This window comes from Micromonospora qiuiae, from assembly GCF_016863555.1.
GTDB classification, from domain to species: Bacteria; Actinomycetota; Actinomycetes; order Mycobacteriales; family Micromonosporaceae; genus Micromonospora; species Micromonospora qiuiae.
In genome coordinates this window covers 1-663 of sequence record NZ_BOPC01000202.1, presented here as the reverse complement: position 1 = coordinate 663, position 663 = coordinate 1, and the positions used below count along the sequence as shown (strand labels likewise).

The window sequence follows — 663 nt, the reverse complement described above, 5'->3', positions numbered from 1 at the left end:
CGCCTGCGCCGCAGTGTTGGCCACCACCGGCACCATCGCGCTCGTGGCCAGCCCCGCCCACGCCGAGGCCGACCGGCAGGTCTGCTCGAGCACGGAAGGCACCCACAACGGGTTCTTCTTCTCGTTCTGGAAGGACAGCGGCGACGCCTGCATGGTGTTGCGCGAGAACGGCCGCTACAGCAGCTCGTGGAGCAGGAGCACCAACAACTGGGTCGGCGGCAAGGGTTGGAACCCCGGAACCCGCCGCACGATCTCCTACTCGGGCAACTACAACCCGGGCAACAACAACAGCTACCTCGCCCTGTATGGCTGGACCCGCAACCCGCTCATCGAGTACTACATCGTCGAGAACTTCGGCAGCTACAACCCGAGCAGCGGCGCCACCCGGCTCGGCACCGTCACCACCGACGGCGGCACCTACGACATCCTGCGCAGTCAGCGGGTCAACCAGCCCTCGATCGACGGCACCGCGACGTTCTACCAGTACTGGAGCGTCCGGCAGCAGAAGCGCAGCAGCGGCACCATCACCACCGCCAACCACTTCGACGCCTGGGCCCGCGTTGGGCTGAACCTCGGCAACCACTACTACCAGATCATGGCCACCGAGGGCTACCAGAGCCAGGGAAGCTCGGACATCACCGTCTCGGAAGGCGGCAGCCCCGG

The 663-nt window shown here is 66.5% G+C and carries 1 protein-coding gene; it reads left to right on the top strand.

Translation table 11 applies throughout. The features are described from left to right. A partial coding sequence (locus Vqi01_RS30425) for a glycoside hydrolase family 11 protein (RefSeq protein WP_372444473.1) occupies positions 1 to 663 on the top strand: 663 nt, incomplete at both ends.